This window comes from Allobosea sp. LjRoot9 (assembly GCF_964252745.1).
In the GTDB taxonomy this organism is placed as follows: Bacteria; Pseudomonadota; Alphaproteobacteria; order Rhizobiales; family Beijerinckiaceae; genus Allobosea.
In genome coordinates this window covers 739,581-756,681 of sequence record NZ_CAXUPC020000002.1, presented here as the reverse complement: position 1 = coordinate 756,681, position 17,101 = coordinate 739,581, and the positions used below count along the sequence as shown (strand labels likewise).

Sequence of the window (17,101 nt, the reverse complement as noted above, 5' to 3'; positions counted from 1 at the left end):
GCTGACTGCATTAGACTTCCTATAGACGCAAATGTGAAGAATCGCATTGTCTTCTTGGCGTTTGTTTCCTGCACCTCTCCAGCGCTCGGGGCTCTTGCCCGGCCACTCCTGCCTGCGCGATAAGGTATTCGGCCTTGGGCTCTCCGCCTTGGCGGATTGGATCGGCGATGAGTTTCTTCAACATCCACACCCATGGCTTCGTGCGCATCGCCTGCGCCGCGCCGCGGCTGAAGGTCGCCGATCCCGCCTTCAATGTCGCCGAGACGGTTCACCTGCTGCGCCGCGCCGATGCGCAGGGCGCTTCGCTTGCGCTGTTTCCGGAGCTTGGCATCAGCGCCTATGCGATCGACGATCTTCTGCAGCAGAATGCTTTGCTTGATGCGGTGCTGGCCGCGCTTGGAGTGTTGGTCGAGGAGAGCCGCTCGCTGCAGCCTGTCGCTGTCGTCGGGGCGCCGCTGCGCGTCGACGGGCGACTGTTCAATTGCGCGATTGCGATCCATCGCGGCCGTATCCTTGCCGCCGTGCCGAAGACCTATCTGCCGAACTACCGCGAATTCTATGAGCGCCGGCAGTTCGCCTCGGGCGAGCGTGCGGCGGTGGCAAGCGTCGTGCTCTGCGGCCAGGATGTGCCCTTCGGCACGGACATCCTGTTGAAGGCCGCCGATATCGCCGATTTCACCATCCATATGGAGATCTGCGAGGACGTCTGGACGCCGGTGCCGCCGAGCTCCTTCGCGGCGCTGGCCGGCGCGACCGTGCTGCTCAATCTCTCCGCCAGCAATGTCACCATCGGCAAGTCCGACTGGCGCCACGCCTTGTGCAAGGCCCATTCCGGCCGATGCATCGCAGCCTATGCCTATTCCGCGGCGGGGCCTGGCGAATCCACTACCGATCTCGCCTGGGACGGCCAGGCGATGATCTATGAGAGCGGGGTGCTGATGGCCGAGGCCGAGCGCTTCGCCGCCGAGCCGCAGCTCATCGTCGCCGATATCGATCTCGAGCGGCTGGTGATGGACCGCATTCGCCAGAACACCTTCGGCGACAATGCCGATGCGCTGCGCGACCGGTTGAATTTCCGCACCGTCAGCTTCGAGCTCGCTCCCGATCGCGCCTCCGATCTCGGCCTGGAGCGCACGATCGAGCGCTTCCCCTTCGTGCCGAGCGATGATGCGCGGCTGAACGAGCTCTGCTTCGAGGCCTACAACATCCAGTCGCATGGCCTGCGCAAGCGGCTGGAGAGCGCGCGCGTCGAGAAGATCGTCATCGGTGTCTCCGGAGGCTTGGATTCAACGCAGGCCCTGATCGTCGCCGCGCAGACTTTCGATGCGCTCGGCCTACCGCGCAGCAACATCCTCGCCTACACATTGCCGGCCTTTGCCACGAGCAAGGGCACCAAGGCCAATGCCTGGCGACTGATGACGGCGCTTGGTGTCACCGCGCAGGAAATCGACATGACGCCGGCCTGCCGGCAGATGCTGGTCGATATCGGCCACCCCTTCGCCAAGGGCGAACCCGTCTACGACATCACCTTCGAGAACGTGCAGGCCGGCGCGCGCACCTCCGTCCTGTTCCGTCTCGCCAACCGGAATAACGGGCTCGTGCTCGGCACGGGCGATCTCTCGGAACTGGCGCTTGGCTGGTGCACCTATGGCGTCGGCGACCACATGTCCCATTACAACGTCAACGGCTCGGTCTCGAAGACCCTGATCCAGCATCTGATCCGCTGGGTGGCGCAATCGCAGCGCTTCGGTGCGGATGCCTCGGCCGCGATGCTGGACATCCTTGCGACCGAGATCTCGCCCGAGCTCGTGCCGGGCGAGGGCGACGGACCGAGCCAGAGGACCGAGGATTTCGTCGGCCCCTATGCGCTGCAGGACTTCAACCTGTTCTACATCACCCGCTTCGGTTTCCGGCCGAGCAAGGTCGCGTTCCTGTCGCAGCACGCCTGGTCGGATGCCGGGCGCGGCGACTGGCCGCCCAATATCGAGGCGGATAAGCGGGTCGCCTATGACCTGCCGACGATCAAGCGCTGGCTCACGGTCTTCGTGCGGCGCTTCTTCGAGACCAGCCAGTTCAAGCGCTCGGCCGTGCCCAATGGTCCGAAAGTGTCCTCGGGCGGTTCGCTGTCGCCGCGGGGGGATTGGCGGGCGCCGAGCGATGCATCGGCCGCCGCCTGGCTCCTGGATCTTGAACGCATTCCGTGACGCCTGCTGACGACCCGCTCGCTGAGCGCCGATCAGGGTAGCTCTCCTGAGTGGAGGGCTTTCGGCCGCGCGCGCTTTGCCCTTGTGCGGCGCAATGCTAGACCGCTGGAAATTCTGACCGGCCGCCGGGACTGACCGGTGCGCGGTGTTTGGGAGATGGTGGATGCGCCTTGTCATGGTGGGGTCGGGCTATGTCGGCCTTGTTTCGGGTGTCTGCTTCGCCGATTTCGGCCATGACGTGGTTTGCGTCGACAAGGATCCCGCCAAGATCGCGCGGCTGAAGAACGGCGAGGTGCCGATCTTCGAGCCAGGTCTCGATACGATGCTCGAGGCGAATATGCGCGCCGGGCGCCTCTCCTTCACCACCGATCTCGCTGAAGCGGCACGCGATGCCGATGCGATCTTCATCGCGGTCGGCACCCCGACGCGTCGCGGCGACGGCCATGCCGATCTGACCTATGTCTATGAGGCGACCCGTGAGATCGCCGTACTCGCCGCTGAGAACGCCGTCATCGTCACCAAATCGACGGTGCCGGTCGGCACCGGCGACGAGGTCGAGCGGATTCTGCGCGAGGTCCGCCCCGGAGCCAATATCAACGTCGTCTCCAACCCCGAATTCCTGCGCGAGGGCGCGGCGATCGAGGATTTCAAGCGCCCTGACCGGATCGTCATTGGCACCGACAGCGATCATGCCCGCTATGTCATGACCGAGATCTACCGGCCGCTCTACATCAACCAGGGCCCGCTGCTCTTCGTCAGCCGCCGGACTTCGGAGCTGATCAAATACGCCGCCAACGCCTTCCTTGCGATGAAGATCACCTTCATCAACGAGATGGCCGATCTCTGCGAGAAGCTCGACGCCGATGTCCAGGACGTGGCGCGCGGCATCGGCCTTGATAATCGCATCGGTGCGAAATTCCTCCATGCCGGCCCCGGCTATGGCGGCTCCTGCTTCCCGAAGGATACGCTCGCGCTGGTCAAGACCGCCCAGGACGCGAACAGCCCGACCCGCCTGATCGAGACGGTGGTCGAGGTCAATGGCAGGCGCAAGAAGCGCATGGCCGAGAAGATCATCGCGGCTTGCGGCGGCTCGGTCGCCGGCAAGCGCATCGCCGTGCTGGGGTTGGCCTTCAAGCCCAACACCGACGACATGCGCGATGCACCCTCCCTCGACATCATTCCGGCTTTGCAGGCGGCAGGCGCGGAGGTCATCGCCTATGACCCCGAGAGCATGGAGCAGGCGCGCCAGGTCCTGAATGTCGGTTTCGCCGAGGGCCCCTATGACTGTATCGAGGGGGCTGACGCTTTGGTGATCATCACCGAGTGGAACGCCTTCCGCGCGCTCGATCTGAAGCGCGTCAAGGCGTCCCTGAAGAGCCCGGTCGTGGTCGACCTGCGCAACATCTACCGGCCGCAGGAGATGAAGGCGCTGGGCTTCACCTATCACGGCATCGGCCGCGGCGCCTGACGGTTCAGCGCAGGACGCTTGGCGTCACTCCGGGCTCTTCGCGGAGTTTATCCTTGGGCCGACCAAAGGTCGGACCCGAGGGCGAAGCCCCGGAATGACAGGTGAGGCGCTCCAGGCCAACAAAAAGCCCGCGGCATCGCTGCCGCGGGCTTCTGTTCTTCACGGGCTCAAAAAGCTCAGGCGGCGATGCCCTGAACGGTGGGCTTCTCCCACTCCTCGCCCCAGATCATCACGGCGTGGCCGGGCGAGACTTCGCGGTACTGCCGGATCGGCGGGATATAGTCGGCCGCGCGCACCGGGCTCTTGATCTCGTCGTTGGAGACCGGGTTCTTCTCGTGACGGCGCGTCGGATCGGCGATCGGCACGGCGGCGAGCAGGCGCTTGGTGTAGGGGTGCTGCGGATTGCCGAAGATCGCCTCGCGCGGGCCGATCTCGACGATCTCGCCGAGATACATCACCGCGACGCGATGGCTCACCCGCTCCACCACCGCCATGTCGTGCGAGATGAAGAGATAGGCGAGCTTCATCCTGGCCTGGAGCTCGAGCATCAGGTTGATCACCTGCGCCTTGACCGAGACGTCGAGAGCCGAGACCGATTCATCCGCCACGATCAGGCGCGGCTCGACCGCGAGTGCGCGGGCGATGCAGATGCGCTGGCGCTGACCGCCCGAGAATTCGTGCGGGAAGCGGCTCGCCATGTCGGGCTGAAGGCCGACGCGGCGCAGCAATTCGGCGACCTTGTCGCGCGCTTCCGAGCGGGTCGCGAGCTTGTTGATCAGCAGGGGTTCCGCGATCGCCGCGCCGACATTCATGCGCGGGTTCAGGCTGGCGAAGGGGTCCTGGAAGATCATCTGCATGCGCTTGCGCTGCTCGCGCAGGTCATGCTGGTTGAGCTTGAGGACATCGACGCCGTCGAGCAGCACGGAGCCCGCCAGCGGCTCGATCAGGCGCATCACCGAGCGCCCGGTCGTCGACTTGCCGCAGCCGGACTCGCCGACCAGCGCCAGGGTCTCGCCGGCCTGTACGCTGAAGGAGACGTTCTCGACCGCATGGACGCGGCCCTGGACCTTGCCGAGCAGGCCGGAGCGGATCTCGAAGCGCGTGGTCAGGTTGCTGACCTCGATCACCGGCCGCTCGCTCGCCTCGACCGTATCGGGCGTCTCGGTCGGCACATCGGATTCGCCGGTCAAGCGATCGACGACGGGGAAGCGCATCGGCCGCCGGCGCCCGGTCATCGAGCCGAGCTTCGGCACTGCCGAGAGCAGGGAGCGGGTATAGGGGTGGTGGGCGCGGGCGAAGATGTCCTCGGTTGCGCCGGTCTCGACAGCCTCGCCATTATACATCACCACCGTGCGGTCGGCGATTTCGGCGACGACGCCCATGTCGTGGGTGATGAAGAGGACGGACATGCCTTCCTCCTCCTGCAGCAGCTTGATCAGCTCCAGGATCTGCGCCTGGATCGTCACGTCGAGCGCGGTCGTCGGCTCGTCGGCGATCAGGAGCTTGGGCTTGCAGGCCAGCGCCATGGCGATCATCACGCGCTGGCGCATGCCGCCCGAGAACCGGTGCGGATATTCGTGGAAGCGCGACTTCGCCGCCGGAATGCGGACCTTCTCCAGCAGGCGGATCGTCTCGGCCTCGGCCGCCGAGCGCGACAGGTTGCGATGCAGGATCAGCGCCTCGGCGATCTGGAAGCCGATGGTCAGCACCGGGTTGAGCGAGGTCATCGGCTCCTGGAAGATCATCGCGATGTCGTTGCCGCGGATCTTGCGCATGTCGGGGTCCGGCAGGGTCAGCAACTCCTGCCCGCTCAGCTTGATCGAACCCTCGATGCGGCTGTTGCCCGATGGCGTCAATCGCATGATCGAGAGGGCGGTCACGCTCTTGCCCGAGCCCGATTCACCAACGACCGCCAGCGTCTCCTTCGGTGCGATGTCGAAGGAGACGTTCCGCACGACCGGCTTCCACAGACCCTCGACGCGGAAGGACGTCGTCAGGTTGCTCACGGACAGGATGGGAGGGGTTGTCATGAGGGGTGCCTTCTATGGTTGTGTCAGATGACGCGGCGCGGATCGAGCGCGTCGCGCAGGCCGTCGCCGATGAAGTTGATCGAGAGCACGGTGAGGAAGATCGCAGCGCCGGGGAACAGAGCCCAGTGCGGGGCGGAATCGAGATGGTCCTTGGCGTCGAAGAGCAGGCGTCCCCAGGTCGGGATGTCGGGCGGGAAGCCCAGCCCGAGGAAGGAGAGCGTCGATTCCGCGATGATCGCCGAGGAAACCTCGATGGTCGCCGCCACGATCACGGGGCCGAGCGCGTTCGGCAGGATGTGGTGGACCATCTGCCGGAACCGGGTCGCGCCCTGGGCGCGCGCCGCCTCGACGAACTCCTTCTCGCGCAGCGACATGAACTGGGCGCGCACGAGCCGCGCCACCGGCATCCATTTCAGCCCGCCGATGACGATGACGATCAGCACGAAGACGCCGCCCTCGACGCCGAAGGCCGCCTTGAGCTGCTCGCGGAAGAGATAGATCACGAGCAGCAGCAGTGGCAGCTGCGGCAGCGACAGGAACAGGTCGGTCACCCACATCAGGAAGGAGTCGACATAGCGGCGCGACATGCCTGCCAGCGCGCCGATGACGACGCCGACGAAGGTCGCGACGAACATGGCCGCGAGACCGACGGCGAGCGAGATGCGGCCGCCATAGATCATCCGCGCCAGAATGTCCTGGCCGAGATCGTCGGTCCCGAAGGGATGAGCCCAGGACGGGGTCTGGAGCTGGGCCGAGAAGTCGATCTCGTTGATCGCAATGGGCCAGAGCCAGGGGCCGATGACGACGCCGAGCACCAATATGGCGAGTACGACCGAGCTCGCCATGGCAAGCCGGTGGCGGCGGAAACGCCGCCAGGTCTCGCGCCCCGGCGAGACCGCAGCGCTCGTTTTCGCTGGCACCGCCATGGGTTCAGCTGAAGGAGATGCGAGGGTCGAGCCAGCCATAAAGAAGATCCGCGATGAGATTGAAGATGACGACGAGGCAGGCGAAGACGAAGGTCACGGCCATGATCACCGGTGTGTCGTTGGCGAGAATCGCGTCGATCAAGAGCGAGCCGATACCTGGAATGCGAAAGATCTGCTCGGTGACGATGGCGCCGCCGAACACGGCTGGCATCTGCAGGGCGACGAGCGTGACGACCGGGATCAGCGCATTGCGCGTGATATGGCGAAGCGTCACTTTCCTCTCGCTCAGGCCCTTGGCGCGGGCGGTGGTGACGTAATCCAGCCGGATGACGTCGAGCACCGCCGAGCGGACATAGCGCGTGTAGGAGGCCGCCTGGAACAGGCCGAGCACCATGATCGGCATGATCGCCTGGCGGAACATCTCCCAGTACCAGCGCCAGCCCGTGGCGGCGATGTCGGAGCGATACACGAAGGGGAACCAGTCCAGCGCGACCGAGAAGACCAGGATGAAGAGCAGGCCGGTGAAGAAGGTCGGCAGCGAGAAGCCGACGAAGGCCAGCGTGTTGGCGATCTGGTCGAACACCGAATAGGGCCGCGTCGCAGCATAGATGCCGACGGGCAGCGCGATCAGCAGCGCCAGGATCTGCGAGGAGCCGACGACAAAGAGGGTGGTCGGCACGCGCTGCAGGATCAGCTTGTCGACATTGATGCGGCTGGCGAAGGAAAAGCCCCAGTCGCCCTGCATCATCGATGTCAGCCAGCGCAGATAGCGCACCATGATCGGGTCGTTGAGGCCGAAGCTGGCGCGCAGCGCCTCGCGCACCTCAGGCGGCACGTTCGGATTGGTCGCCATTTCCGAGAACGGATCGCCCGGCGCCATCGCGAGCACCGTGAACAGGATCACGCTGATGCCGAGCAGGCTGGGAATGGCGATCAACAGGCGCCGGAGCAGATAACTGGCCATGAAATGGTCTCTGTGAGCACGCGGTTGGCCCGCGGACGAAAATGGCTCGCCGCCTGCAGGCACGCTGGTGCCTGCAGGCGGCGAACAGGCCCTTCACGAAGCGCTAGCTCCGCGAAGGACCAGGGTCTCAGCTACGATACCAGGCCGCGACGTTCCAGGTGTCGACGTCCCAGCCGCTGTGATCATGCACGAGATTATGCACGGACGCGGCGACGCGGGTGCGCGACAGCAGCGGCAGGATCACATTCGCCTCGCAGAAGATCTCGTTGACCTTGATCAGCAGCGCGGCGCGCTTGGCCGGATCGAGCTCCTTCTGGGCGGCCTTGAACGCCTCGTCGGCCGCCGGATCGGAGTAGCGCGAGACGTTGCGGCCCAGCCACTTGTTCTCCTTGTTGGCGATTTCCCAAGAGAGGAACTGCTGGAGGAAGCGCTCCGGATCGGGCTGCGGCTGCGTCGTGGTGTACATCTCCATGTCGACATAGAGCTTGGTGTAGGTGTCGGGGTTGGCGACGTCCGACGAGAAGAACACCGAGGCCGTGACCGACTTGAGTTCCAGCTCGATGCCGGCGCGCTGGCAGGCCTGCTTGATGATGGCCTGGGTCTTCTGGCGTGGGGCGTTGATCGAGGTCTGGAAGACGAATTTGAGCTTCTTGCCATCCTTCTCGCGGATGCCGTCGGCGCCGCGCTTATAGCCGGCGTCGTCGAGGATCTTGTTCGCCTTGTCGACGCTGAACTCGTATTTGAGCTTCTGCGACTTGAACTGGGCCGGTGCGTTGACGAAGCTCGCCGTGGCAATGCCGCCGCGGCCATAGATGAACTTCTGGACCGAGTCGCGGTCGATCAGCAGGTTGATCGCCTCGCGCACCTTCGGGTCCGTGAGCGTCGGATGCTTGGTCTTGATGCTCGAACGCTCGCCATCGACCTCGGTCCACGGATCGGTGGTGTTGAGGATGATGAACTCGACGTCGCCCGCCGTCACCGCGCTGACCTTGCCGCGGCCGCCGGTCTCCATGCGCTTGAGGACCTCGTCCTCGACCTGCAGGTTCCAGGCATAGTCGAATTCGCCGGTTTGCAGCACGGCGCGCGCCGCCGAGACCGCGTCACCGCCGCCCTTCACCTCGAGCGTGTCGAAATGCGGCTGGTTCTTGACGTGATAGTCGGTGAAGCGCTCGCCGGTGAGAATGTCGCCCGGCTTGAAGTCGACGAATTTATAGGGACCGGTGCCGACCGGCTTGAGGTTGGCCGGCGCGTCGCGCGACTTGGCGCCGACATAATCGGCGAAATGATGCTTCGGCAGGATCTGGCCGGCCACGCCGACGAAGGGATCGGCCCAGAACGGCGTCGGCTCCTTGAAGATGACCTTGATGGTCAGGTCGTCGATCTTCTGGACCGTGATGTCCTTGTAGGAGCCGGTGGTGTAGGCGGCGGTCGCCGGATCCTTGGCGTATTCCCAGGTGAAGACGACGTCGTCGGCGGTGAACGGCTTGCCGTCATGCCACTTCACGCCCGGCTTCAGCTTCCAGGTGACGCTCGTGCCGTCGGCGGAGAGGCCGCCATTGGCCTTGCTCGGAGTCTCGGCCGCGAGTTGCGGGATCAGGTTGCCTTCCTTGTCCCAGCCGGCCAGCGGCTCGAAGAAGATGCGCGAGGCGATCTGGTCTTTGGTGCCGGAGGCGAAATGCGGGTTCAGCAGCGTCGGGGCCTGCCAGAGCAGGATCTTCAGCGGCCCGCCGCCGCCGGCCTTGGTCGGCTTGTATTCAATGGTGGCGTTCTGCGCCATCGCGACGCCGCTGAATCCCAGCAGCTGGTTCGCGAAGGGAGCTGCCAGTCCGACAGCCGCCGCCTTCTTGATGAAGGATCGCCGCGACAGGGCACCAGTTTTGACCCCTTCGATCAGTCGTCGCAGATCATGATCTTTCATTCGTTACCTCCACTTCAAGCGACAAAAATCGACAGGCGGCGCTTACCGCACCGCTCTTTCCCCGATTGCCCTGAGCAAGGCATGTGCCAATCGATGCGTCAACCGTGCAGCGCAACGGCGGATGTGGACGATACTTCCAACGTGCGGCGCGCGCGAGTCATCGCATGCGCGCAACGCTGCGATATGTTTGAGATTGGCTCATAAAGCGCAATTTTATGCCGTTCAATCGGTAAAGACGACGGTCTTCTTGCCATTGAGGATGACGCGATCCTCCAAATGATGGAGGACGGCGCGGGCCAGCACGCGCCGCTCGATGTCGCGGCCCTTGCGGACGAGATCGTCGGGCGTGTCGCGATGCGAGATGCGCTCGACGTCCTGCTCGATAATTGGGCCTTCATCGAGATCGGGCGTGACGTAATGCGCCGTCGCCCCGATCAGCTTCACGCCGCGCTCATGGGCCTGGTGATAGGGCTTGGCGCCCTTGAAGCCGGGCAGGAAGGAGTGATGAATATTGATGCAGCGGCCGAGAAGCTTGGCCGAGAAACCGTCAGACAGGATCTGCATATAGCGCGCGAGCACCACAAGATCGGTTCTGGTTTCCTGGACCAAGCGCCAGATTTCGGCCTCCTGTTCCATCTTGGTCTGGCGCGTCACCGGCAAGTGATGGAACGGCAAATCTCCGATATCGGTCGAGGCGATGCTGTCGCGGCCGTGATTTGAGACGATGCCGGTGATCTCCATCGGAAATTCGCCGATGCGCCAGCGATAGAGCAGGTCAGCCAGGCAATGGTCGAATTTTGAGACCAGCAGCATGACGCGCTTCTTTGCCCCACGCTCGCGCAGCGTGAAGGCCATGCCGAAGCGCTTGGCCAATTCGTCGACCGAGGCGGCGATCACTGCGGGCTGTTGCCCGTCCTCGAGACGGTTGAAGACGACGCGCATGAAGAAGCGGCCGGTCTCGGTGTCGTCGAATTGCTGGGCGTCCAGGATGTTGCAACCGGCCTCGAACAGCAGGGTTGAGACGGCGGCGACGATGCCGGGGCGGTCCGGGCAGGAGAGGGTGAGGATCGCGGTACGGTCGAGCATGATTGACGCCGCCGGGGAGGCGGCCCTTCAAATCGAAACAGGAATGGCAAGAACAGGAATGGCAAGAGGTGAGGCGGGCTGCGCGCGATGCGCTGCGCTCAACCTCGCCCGACGCGAACCGCGCAGTTGAACTCGGCCGCTGAAGCCGAGAACCAGGACCAGAAACTGCCCGCCATGCTGCGCGCGACCATGAACTCGAAAACCGCTCCGTCAGGACCGTCCTCGGCCCGCCAGAGATGCACACCGATATGAGCGATGCTTGTCAAGGCGGCGCTGCCGACCGGGAACGCGGATGGATGCAGGTCGATCATGCAGCCCTTGGCCAGCGCGGTGCGGATTTTGCCGCCCGACAGGGTCAAGACGGCGCGCCCGTCGCTTTGATCGGCGATCGCAGCCAGCCCCGACAGTGCCTGAAGATCGTTGGCGAAACCCGCCCGGTTCTCCGTCACGAACAGCCATTGGCCCGGGCCGGCCCAGACCAGCGTGCGGCCGGCTGAGACGGCTGTCCGAGGCGTGGTCGGCAGGTCGAGCCCGAAGCGCGTCTTGACCGCCTGGCTCAACGCCGCTTCGCCGTCCTCCGGCGCGATCAGGCTGGCGATGCCAAGTCCTTCCCTAGCGGTTACTCCTTCCCTAGCGGTTACGATGACGCCCGCCGGGCCCTTCGCGCCGAAAGACCCCTCGGACAGGATGCCGGCCCAGGCGCTCCTGGGCGTCCAGCCAGGCTTCATCGCTGCGTCAGACTTCGTCGCTGCGTCAGACATGCAGGCGCGTTCCTTCGGGATCGACGAAGACGGGCGAGCAGATCTCGACCTCGATATCGCCGTTGCGGACGGGGTCGACCGCGCGGATGCGCTCGCCGATGCGGCTCGCGCCGTTCTTGAGCAGGCCTAGCCCCATCCAGTGCTTCAGGTTCGGCGAATAGGCGACCGAGGTCATGTAGCCCTCGTCATTCTCCATCGTCGCGGGCCGGCCGAGCGCGATGAAATGCGCTCCGGCGCGCAGTCGCTGGCCGGGATCGACCGCCTTGAAGCCGACGAAGCTCGGCCGCTCCGCCTCGACCAGCGCCTCGCGCTTGGCCATGACGCGGCCGATATAGTCCTTTTTCGAGGACATCATCTTGCCGAGGCCGAGATCGCGCGCCGTGGTCTGGCCGCTGAGCTCGTTACCGGCGACATGGCCCTTCTCGATGCGCATCACGCCGAGCGCCTCGGTGCCGTAAGCGCAGATGCCATGCGGCTCGCCCGCCGCCATCAGCGCCCGCATCATCGCATCGCCGTAATCGGCGGGCACCGCCAGTTCATAGGCGAGCTCGCCCGAAAACGAGATCCGGAAGAGCCGCGCTGGAATGCCGCCGCCGACCGTGATCTCGCGCGCCGCGAGATAGGGGAAGGCCTCGTTCGAGATGTCGTGCTGCGGGTCGACCACGCGCTGCAGCACCTCGCGTGCCTTCGGCCCGGCGATCGCTGCTTGCGCCCATTGCTCGGAGACCGAGACCATGCGGACATCGAGCGAGGGCCAGAGCACCTGGTGACAGAATTCGAGATGCTGCATCACCTTGCCGGCATTAGCCGTGGTGGTGGTCATCAGGAAATGCGTCTCGGCGAGCCGCGAGGTCGTGCCGTCATCCATGACGAAGCCGTCCTCGCGCAGCATCAGCCCGTAGCGCGCCTTGCCGACAGGCAGGGCCTTCCAGCCATTGATGTAGACGCGCTCCAGGAATTCGGCGGCGTCCGCTCCCTGGATATCGATCTTGCCCAGCGTCGAGACGTCGCAGAGGCCGACGCCGTTTCGCACCGCCAGAACCTCGCGGTTCACGGTGGTCAGCCAGTCGGTCTCGCCGGGTTTGGGATAGTATTGCGCCCGCATCCAGGCGCCGCTCTCGACGAAGATCGCGCCCTCGTCTTGCGACCATTGATGCGTCGGAGCGAGCCGCGTCGGCCTGAAGTCGCGGCCACGATGATGGCCGCCGAGCGCGCCGATCGCCACCGGCGTATAAGGCGGGCGGAAGATCGTCGTGCCGGTCTCGGGGATGGTCTTGGCCGTGAGCTCGGCCATGATCGCGAGGCCAGCGATATTGGAGGTCTTGCCCTGGTCGGTCGCCATGCCCAGCGTGGTGTAGCGCTTGAGATGCTCGACCGGCTTGAAGCCCTCGCGGGCGGCGAGCTCGACATCCTTGTCGGTGACGTCGTTCTGGAAATCGACGAAGGCTTTGCCTTTGCCGCCCTTCACCCACCAGACGGGCGAGATCGCGATGCCTTCCGGATCGGTCTTTGGCGACGGCGTCCCGGTTTTCGCGGCAAAACCGCAATCGGTCGCGGCCTCCGTACCCTGCCGCGCGCCGTCCTCCAGCGCCTGCGCCAGCGAGAGCCGCCCGGCCGCGCTGCCGGCAACGGAAAGGGTCGCGGGCATCTGGCCCGGTATGAAGGCGTGGATGGCCTCGTCCCAGACCGGTCGCGTATTCTGGTGCGAAGTCAGATGCAGCGTCGGGTTCCAGCCATTCGAGACCGCGAGCAAATCGCAGGCGATGCTCTGCTCGCGCCCCGAAGCGTCCCGGATGGTGACGCGGTCGAGCGCCCGGCCGCCCGAGGCGCTGCTGACCACGCTCCCTGCGACTACCTGCGTGCCGGTTCGGCTTGCCAGTGCCATCAGTCCGGCATCGATCTCGGCGCGCGGATCGACGATCGCGGCGACCTTTGCTCCGGCCGCCACGAGGTCTCGCATTGTGGCCCAGCCATCGTCGCCGCTGGTGAAGACGACAGCCTCGCGCCCGGGCAGCACACCATAGCGGTTGACATAGGTGCGTACTGCGCCGGCCAGCATCACGCCAGGCGTGTCGTTGCCGGCGAAGACGATTGGCCGCTCGATCGCACCCGCCGCCAGAATCGCGCGTTTGGCGTTGATGCGCCAGGCGCGCTGGCGCGGCTGATGCGCTGGCGGGACCGGCAGATGGTCGTTCACACGTTCGACCATGCCATAGATGCCATGGTCGTAGACGCCATAGACCGTGCTGCGCGGCATGATCGTCACATCCGGCAGGCTGGCGAGTTCGGCCAGCGTCGCTGCGAGCCATTCAGCCGCCGGCCGGCCGTCGATCTCGCGTTTTTCGGCAAGCAAGGCGCCGCCCAGCCGGAAATCCTCGTCGCAGAGGATGACGCGCGCGCCGCTGCGCCCCGCGGCCAGCGCGGCGGCAAGGCCTGCCGGCCCGCCGCCGACCACCAGCACGTCGCAGAAGGCGAAGGCCTTCTCGTAATGGTCGGGATCCTCATGGGCCGCGGCCCGCCCGAGCCCTGCGGCCCGCCGGATCAGCGGCTCGTAGAGCTTCTCCCAGAAGGCCGCTGGCCACATGAAGGTCTTGTAGTAGAAGCCCGCGATCAGGCCGGCGCCGAAGAGCGAGTTGACCGAAAGCAGGTCGAAGGCGAGCGAGGGCCAACGGTTCTGGCTGCGCGCCTCCAGCCCATGATAAAGCTCGGCGACTGTTGCGCGGGTGTTGGGCTCGCGCCTTGCGCCGGCGCGCAGCTCGACCAGTGCATTGGGCTCCTCCGCTCCGGCCGAGAGGATGCCGCGCGGGCGGTGGTACTTGAACGAGCGGCCGACGAGCCGGACGCCATTCGCCAGGAGAGCCGAGGCCAGCGTGTCGCCGGCATATCCTTCGTAGCGCTTGCCGTCGAAACGGAAGGATTGCGCCTGCGTGCGGTCGATCAGGCCGCCGGTGCCGAGGCGGAAGGGCTGCGTATTCATGCCGCGGCTCCGGCCTTGGTCGGTTTCGCCGGCTCGGCGGCCTCGATCGCGTGGGTCCGGGTGTCGCGCGTCACCACGAGCCAGGCATGGCAGCCGGCGCCGTGATACCAGAGCTCGCGAAACCGGCCGGCCGGGTTGTCGCGCAGATAGACGTAATCGAACATCGCCGCTTCGGTCGCTTCCATCCCGTCGGGACGCTTGGGGTTGGCGTCGCCGAGATAGGTGAATTCCTGGGCGTCGCGGGCGCCGCAATGGGGGCAGGGGATTCGCATGGCTGTGTTTGGGACCCCGTCAGTGCAGGTTCGGCTGGGCGCCGACGCCCTTTTCGTCGATGACGCGGCCCGTGGCGAAACGGTCGAGCCGGAAGGCGGTCGCGACTGGATGGGGCTCGTCGCGCGCGATCAGATGGGCGAAGCACCAGCCTGAAGCCGGCGTCGCCTTGAAGCCGCCATAGCACCAGCCGGCATTGAGATAGAGCCCGTCGACGGGGGTGTGGTCGATGATCGGCGAACCATCCATCGACATGTCCATGATGCCGCCCCAGTGCCGCAGCACGCGCAACCGTCCGACGCCGGGCCACAGCGCCATGGCCGATTCCATCACATCCTCGATCACCGGCAGGTTGCCGCGCTGGGCGTAGGAGTTGTAGCCGTCGATGTCGCCGCCGAAGACGAGCCCGCCCTTGTCGGACTGGCTGACGTAGAAATGGCCGGCGCCATAGGTCACGACATTGTCGATCAATGGCTTGACGCCCTCCGAGACGAAGGCCTGCAGCACATGGCTCTCGATCGGCAGGCGCATCCCCGCCATGGCGGTAAGCCGCGAGGAGTTGCCGGCGACGGCGAGCGCGATCTTCTTCGCCTTGATCGGCCCGCGCGAGGTCTCGACCCCGGTAACGCGACCATTCTCGATCGAGAGGCCCGTGACCTCGCAGTTCTGGACGATGTCGACGCCGCGCTGGTCGGCGGCGCGGGCATAGCCCCAGGCGACGGCGTCGTGCCGGACCGAGCCGCCGCGCCGCTGCAGCAACCCGCCCTGGATCGGGAAGCGCCCGGTCTCGTAGTTGAGGAAGGGAACCATGGCGCGCACCTGCTCGCGGTCGAGCAGTTCGGCATCGACGCCGGCGAGCCGCATCGCGTTGCCGCGCCTGGCATAGGCGTCGCGCTGCGCATCGGAATGGTAGAGGTTCAGCACGCCGCGCTGGCTGACCATGGCGTTGTAGTTGATGTCCTGCTCCAGCCCCTCCCAGAGCTTCATCGCGTGCTCGTAGAAGGGCGTGTTGCCGGGCAGGAGATAGTTCGAGCGGATGATCGTGGTGTTCCGGCCGACATTGCCGGAGCCGATATAGCCCTTCTCGATCACCGCGACATTGCTGATGCCGTGCTGGCTGGCGAGGTAATAGGCCGTCGCCAGCCCGTGCCCGCCGCCGCCGATGACGAGCACATCGTATTCGGGCTTGGGCGCGGCGTCGCGCCAGGCCGGCTTCCAGCCCTTATGGCCGGCCAGCGTCTGGGCGAGCAGCGAGAAGACGGAATAGCGCATGAGCGATCAGGTCCGGAGGGCTTGTCCGGCGGCCAGCGGCGCTCCGGACTTGTCTTCCTGAGATTGACGATCATAGGCTGGTCAACATGACCACCAGCGACGCCAGGTTGACTAATAGCGACGGCCAGGGCCCGGCCCATATCGGCTTCCTGCTGATCCCGGATTTCGCGCTGCTCGCCTATGCTTCGGCGGTCGAGCCCTTGAGGGCGGCCAACCGCCTCTCGGGGCGTGATCTCTACCGCTGGAGCCATGTCTCGATCGACGGCCTGCCGGCGCCGGCCTCGAACGGCGTCAGCATCCAGGCCGATTATGGGCTGGGGGACGAGATCCGCTTCGACTATGTCTTCGTCTGCGCCGGCGGCAATCCGGCCGCCTTCCAGCATCCGGCGACCTTCGCCTGGCTCAGGCAATTGGCGCGGCGCGGCGTCAAGCTCGGCGGCGTTTCGGGCGGGCCCTATATCCTGGCGCGGGCGAACGTGCTCTCCGGCTACCGCTTCACCTTGCATTGGGAGCACGCCCCGGCCTTCCTCGAGGACTATCCCAATCTTGATCTGCGTCGCTCGCTTTACGAGATCGACCGGGATCGTCTGACCTCGAGCGGCGGCACTGCCCCGCTCGACATGATGCACGCCGTCATCGCCCGCGAGCATGGCAGCGAACTCGCACTCGCGGTCAGCGAATGGTTCCTGCAGACCCATGTCCGGGAAGGCGAGGGGCCGCAGCGCATGCCCCTGCGCGAGCGGCTCGGCATCGCTCATGCGCCGCTCCTGCGCGTCGTTGCCCGGATGGAGCAGAACCTCGAGAATCCCGTCCCCCGCGCCGAGCTGGCCCGCACGGCGAATGTCTCCCTGCGCCAGCTGGAGCGGCTGTTTCGGCTGCATCTTGGCCGCTCGCTCGGCGAGCATTATCTGGCATTGCGGCTCGACCGGGCCCGCGACCTGCTGCGCCAGACCAGCCTCTCGGTGCTGGAGACCGGGCTTGCTTGCGGTTTTGCCAGCGCGAGCCATTTCTCGCGGGCTTATCGCTTGCGTTTCTGCCATTCGCCGCGCGCCGAGCGCGTCCCGGAGACGGCGCGCGCGCCGCGCTGAGGCGCGGCTGGCTCGCATTGCGCCAACCGTAATTCCGATGCGCGAAATTTCACCGATCTTGCCGCATTGTCGGCATGTTTTTCCGTCATTAAAGATAAGTTGGCTAATGAAAAACTAGGAATTTTGCGCTATAGTTC

General features: G+C 65.5%; 12 protein-coding genes. 3 read left to right on the top strand and 9 right to left on the bottom strand.

The window, feature by feature from the left end:
* Positions 1 to 167: 167 nt before the first annotated feature.
* Together ACSQ3P_RS12180 and ACSQ3P_RS12175 are read left to right on the top strand one after the other, a co-directional pair.
* Positions 168 to 2,204 (top strand): NAD(+) synthase, encoded by a 2,037-nt coding sequence (locus ACSQ3P_RS12180; protein WP_436165819.1) that lies wholly within the window; start codon positions 168 to 170, stop codon positions 2,202 to 2,204.
* Positions 2,205 to 2,367: 163 nt separating this feature from the next.
* On the top strand, positions 2,368 to 3,672 hold the full coding sequence (locus tag ACSQ3P_RS12175) for a UDP-glucose dehydrogenase family protein (RefSeq protein WP_436165818.1): 1,305 nt from the start codon (positions 2,368 to 2,370) through the stop codon (positions 3,670 to 3,672).
* 176 nt (positions 3,673 to 3,848) lie between these two features.
* Here ACSQ3P_RS12175 and ACSQ3P_RS12170 read toward each other — a convergent pair whose 3' ends face one another.
* The 9 genes from ACSQ3P_RS12170 to ACSQ3P_RS12130 form a co-directional block, all read right to left on the bottom strand.
* Positions 3,849 to 5,702, bottom strand: a complete 1,854-nt coding sequence (locus ACSQ3P_RS12170; RefSeq protein ID WP_436165817.1) for an ABC transporter ATP-binding protein — start codon at positions 5,700 to 5,702, stop codon at positions 3,849 to 3,851.
* A gap of 23 nt (positions 5,703 to 5,725) precedes the next feature.
* Positions 5,726 to 6,667 (bottom strand): ABC transporter permease, encoded by a 942-nt coding sequence (locus ACSQ3P_RS12165; RefSeq protein WP_436165816.1) that lies wholly within the window; start codon positions 6,665 to 6,667, stop codon positions 5,726 to 5,728.
* Positions 6,633 to 7,592: an ABC transporter permease gene (locus ACSQ3P_RS12160; protein ID WP_436165815.1), complete on the bottom strand. Its 960-nt coding sequence runs from the start codon at positions 7,590 to 7,592 to the stop codon at positions 6,633 to 6,635. The genes ACSQ3P_RS12165 and ACSQ3P_RS12160 overlap by 35 nt, the downstream gene beginning before the upstream one ends.
* Positions 7,593 to 7,719: 127 nt before the next feature.
* Positions 7,720 to 9,510, bottom strand: a complete 1,791-nt coding sequence (locus ACSQ3P_RS12155) for a peptide ABC transporter substrate-binding protein (RefSeq protein ID WP_436165814.1) — start codon at positions 9,508 to 9,510, stop codon at positions 7,720 to 7,722.
* Between the two features lie 222 nt (positions 9,511 to 9,732).
* On the bottom strand, positions 9,733 to 10,596 hold the full coding sequence (gene purU / locus ACSQ3P_RS12150; RefSeq protein ID WP_436165813.1) for a formyltetrahydrofolate deformylase: 864 nt from the start codon (positions 10,594 to 10,596) through the stop codon (positions 9,733 to 9,735).
* Positions 10,597 to 10,694: 98 nt separating this feature from the next.
* A complete protein-coding gene (locus ACSQ3P_RS12145) occupies positions 10,695 to 11,357 on the bottom strand; it encodes a sarcosine oxidase subunit gamma (protein ID WP_436165812.1) in 663 nt (220 codons plus the stop codon).
* Positions 11,350 to 14,334, bottom strand: a complete 2,985-nt coding sequence (locus tag ACSQ3P_RS12140; RefSeq protein WP_436165811.1) for a sarcosine oxidase subunit alpha family protein — start codon at positions 14,332 to 14,334, stop codon at positions 11,350 to 11,352. Before ACSQ3P_RS12140 ends, ACSQ3P_RS12145 begins: the two co-directional genes overlap by 8 nt.
* The gene (locus ACSQ3P_RS12135) at positions 14,331 to 14,606 is read right to left on the bottom strand and encodes a sarcosine oxidase subunit delta (RefSeq protein ID WP_436165810.1); all 276 of its coding nucleotides are present in this window, start codon (positions 14,604 to 14,606) and stop codon (positions 14,331 to 14,333) included. The genes ACSQ3P_RS12140 and ACSQ3P_RS12135 overlap by 4 nt, the downstream gene beginning before the upstream one ends.
* Before the next feature lie 19 nt (positions 14,607 to 14,625).
* Positions 14,626 to 15,876: a sarcosine oxidase subunit beta family protein gene (locus ACSQ3P_RS12130; protein WP_436165809.1), complete on the bottom strand. Its 1,251-nt coding sequence runs from the start codon at positions 15,874 to 15,876 to the stop codon at positions 14,626 to 14,628.
* 86 nt (positions 15,877 to 15,962) lie between these two features.
* Between ACSQ3P_RS12130 and ACSQ3P_RS12125 the strand changes: the two genes are divergently transcribed.
* Positions 15,963 to 16,964, top strand: coding sequence for a GlxA family transcriptional regulator (locus tag ACSQ3P_RS12125; protein ID WP_436165808.1), 1,002 nt, complete (start codon positions 15,963 to 15,965; stop codon positions 16,962 to 16,964).
* The last annotated feature ends 137 nt before the right edge of the window (positions 16,965 to 17,101 follow it).